A 2,367-nucleotide genomic window follows, 5' to 3' on the forward strand; every position below is an offset into this window, starting at 1 on the left:
CCCTCGTTCGCCAGCGCCTGGGCGTCGACGAACTCCCCGGTCTCCTCCAGCCGCTTCGCGAAGTCGCTCATGTACTGCATGTGGGCGTCGACCTCCTCCGGCGTCCACCGGTCGATCGGCGCCTGGTCGACCACCGGGGTCGGGCCGCCGCGGTAGTGCTTGAGCAGCAGGTACTTCACGGTGTTCTCCTTCGTCGTTCGTCCCGAGCAGCCCGTCGTGGCCGCTCGCACCCCGGGGACGTAGTCGGCCCCGCATTCTCGACAACCCTCGTCGGAAATCTCGGGAGGATCGTCGGTGCGCGCGACGTGGGCGTCACGTTCTCTGTGCGGTGCGCGCGAGGGGTTCAGCTCCCGCCGGTCCGAGCCGCGGACCGCGAGCCCGTCTGCTCTAGGCGAAGGATGCGACGGGATCCCCGAGGGCGCCGTCGTCGGGGACCACACCGAGTCCGGGACCGGTCGGCACCCGGATGCGGCCGCCGTCGACCCGGACCGGGTGTGCCGAGTCGTAGTGGAGGTTCACGAAGGGTTCGGCAATCCAGACGCCCTCGAGTAGGCGGGGGTGCACGGTCGCGGCGAGGTGGACGCAGGCCGCCGCGATGATGTCCCCGCCCCAGGAGTCGTCGCAGGTGTGGGGCAGCGAGCGTGCCTCGCAGACGTCGCGGACGGTGGTCATGGCTCCGAGGCCGCCCAGGCGGGTGACCTTGAGGCCGAACCCGTCGCACACCCCGAGCGAGACCGCCCGCAGCACCTCGCCGAGGTTCTCGGTGCTCTCGTCCAGGTATACGGGGTGGTCCAGCTGGGCGCGGATCGCGGCGATCTCTTCCATGGTGTCGCAGGGCTGCTCGAACACGAACGGGATGTCGGCGCACTCCCGGTCGATCCGCAGGACGTCGCGGGTGAGCAGCGCCCGGTTGGCGTCGACCACGAGCCGCGTGCAGCCGGTCGCCTCCCACACCTTCCGGATTGCCTCGATGTCGACCTCGACCGGTCGGCCACCGATCTTCACCTGGAGGCGGGGGTAGCCCTCCGCGATCTTCTGCGTCGCGACGCGGGCGGTCTCGTCGGGGTCGGCGAGCGTCAGCGACCAGTACGAGTCGACCTCATCGGTGGTCGCGCCGCCGAGCATGTCGCACACCCTCAGGCCGTAGGCCTTGCCGAGCAGATCGTGCACCGCGATGTCGATCGCGGCCTTCGCGTAGTTGTGGCCGTGGAGCAGGCCGTGCAGCGCGCGCTGGACGGCCGAGGGCCCCGTCACGGACCGGCCGATCAGGCCCGGCGCCATCTGGGTCAGGGCCGCGCGGGCACCGAGCGCGTGGGCCGGTGCGTGGGTGGGGCCGACGGGGCACGTCTCGCCCCATCCGGAAAGCCCGGTGTCCGACACGATCTGCACGACCGTCGAGTCGAGCGCGCTGTAGGCGCCCTCGGACATCCGGTAGACGGTGCCGTTCAACGGCAGGTCGACCTGGTACAGGTGGATCTCGGCGATCCGCATCCCGCTCCTGTCGCTGGGCGGACCTCTGCGGACGGGCAGCCAGCGCGGGTTACGGCATCGCTGCGACGATCTCCGCCACCGGCTTGCGCGCGCCGGTGAAGAAGGGCGTCTCGAGCTTGGTGTGCAGGCGGGCCCGGCTGGCCCGCAGGTGCCGGATGCAGTCGACGATGCGGTGCAGCTCGTCGGCCTCGAAGGCCAGCAACCACTCGTAGTCACCGAGGGCGAACGACGCGACGGTGTTGGCGCGGACGTCCGGGTACTCGCGGGCCAGCTGCCCGTGTTCGGCGAGCAGCGCGCGCCGGTCGGCGTCGGGCAGCAGGTACCACTCGTACGAGCGGACGAACGGGTAGACGCAGACGTAGGCGCGCGCCTCCTCCTCGGCGAGGAACGCCGGGATGTGGCTCTTGTTGAACTCGGCCGGCCGGTGCAGGGCCATCTGCGACCACACCGGCTCGAGGTGGGTGCCGAGGCGGGTGCGGCGGAAGCGCGAGTACGCCTCCTGCACGGCGTCCGACGAGGACGAGTGCCACCACACCATGAGGTCGGCGTCGGCCGACCTGCTCCAGGAGGCCTATTCCCGGTTCCGGCGGACCGCCCTAGGCGCCCACCTGGAGCCGGTGTGGTCGAACATGGCGCTGCACCGCCCGGCCGAGTTCAACAAGTCCCACATCCCCGCGTTCCTGGCCGACGAGAACGCCCGCGACTACGTCTGCGTCTACCCGTTCGTACGGTCCTACGAGTGGTACCTGTTGCCCGACGACGAGCGCCGCCGCCTGCTGGCCGAACACGGGCAGCTGGCCCGCGAGTACCCCGACGTCCGCGCCAATACGGTGGCGTCGTTCGCCCTCGGCGACTACGAGTGGATCCTGGCCTTCG

The 2,367-nt window shown here is 70.8% G+C and carries 2 protein-coding genes and 2 pseudogenes; 1 reads left to right on the plus strand and 3 read right to left on the minus strand.

Annotation, left to right across the window (positions count from 1 at the left end; all coding sequences use genetic code 11):
- The 3 genes and pseudogenes from AC0CYZ_RS25570 to hemQ form a co-directional block, all read right to left on the minus strand.
- Positions 1 to 179, minus strand: a 179-nt coding sequence (locus AC0CYZ_RS25570) for a YciI family protein (protein WP_472220578.1), incomplete at its 3' end; no start/stop codon positions are given.
- A gap of 208 nt (positions 180 to 387) precedes the next feature.
- Positions 388 to 1,491: a mandelate racemase/muconate lactonizing enzyme family protein gene (locus AC0CYZ_RS25575; protein WP_472220576.1), complete on the minus strand. Its 1,104-nt coding sequence runs from the start codon at positions 1,489 to 1,491 to the stop codon at positions 388 to 390.
- Positions 1,492 to 1,540: 49 nt separating this feature from the next.
- Positions 1,541 to 2,044, minus strand: a pseudogene (gene hemQ / locus AC0CYZ_RS25580) (hydrogen peroxide-dependent heme synthase); the annotation flags it as partial.
- Between the two features lie 7 nt (positions 2,045 to 2,051).
- Between hemQ and AC0CYZ_RS25585 the strand changes: the two are divergent.
- Positions 2,052 to 2,367, plus strand: a pseudogene (locus AC0CYZ_RS25585) (chlorite dismutase family protein); the annotation flags it as partial.

It is taken from the genome of Actinomycetospora sp. (assembly GCF_055612215.1).

Excerpts from the sequence above, each read along its gene's own strand:
- AC0CYZ_RS25575 (WP_472220576.1), bottom strand. The coding sequence starts at position 1,491 with ATGCGGATCGCCGAGATCCACCTGTACCAGGTCGACCTGCCGTTGAAC.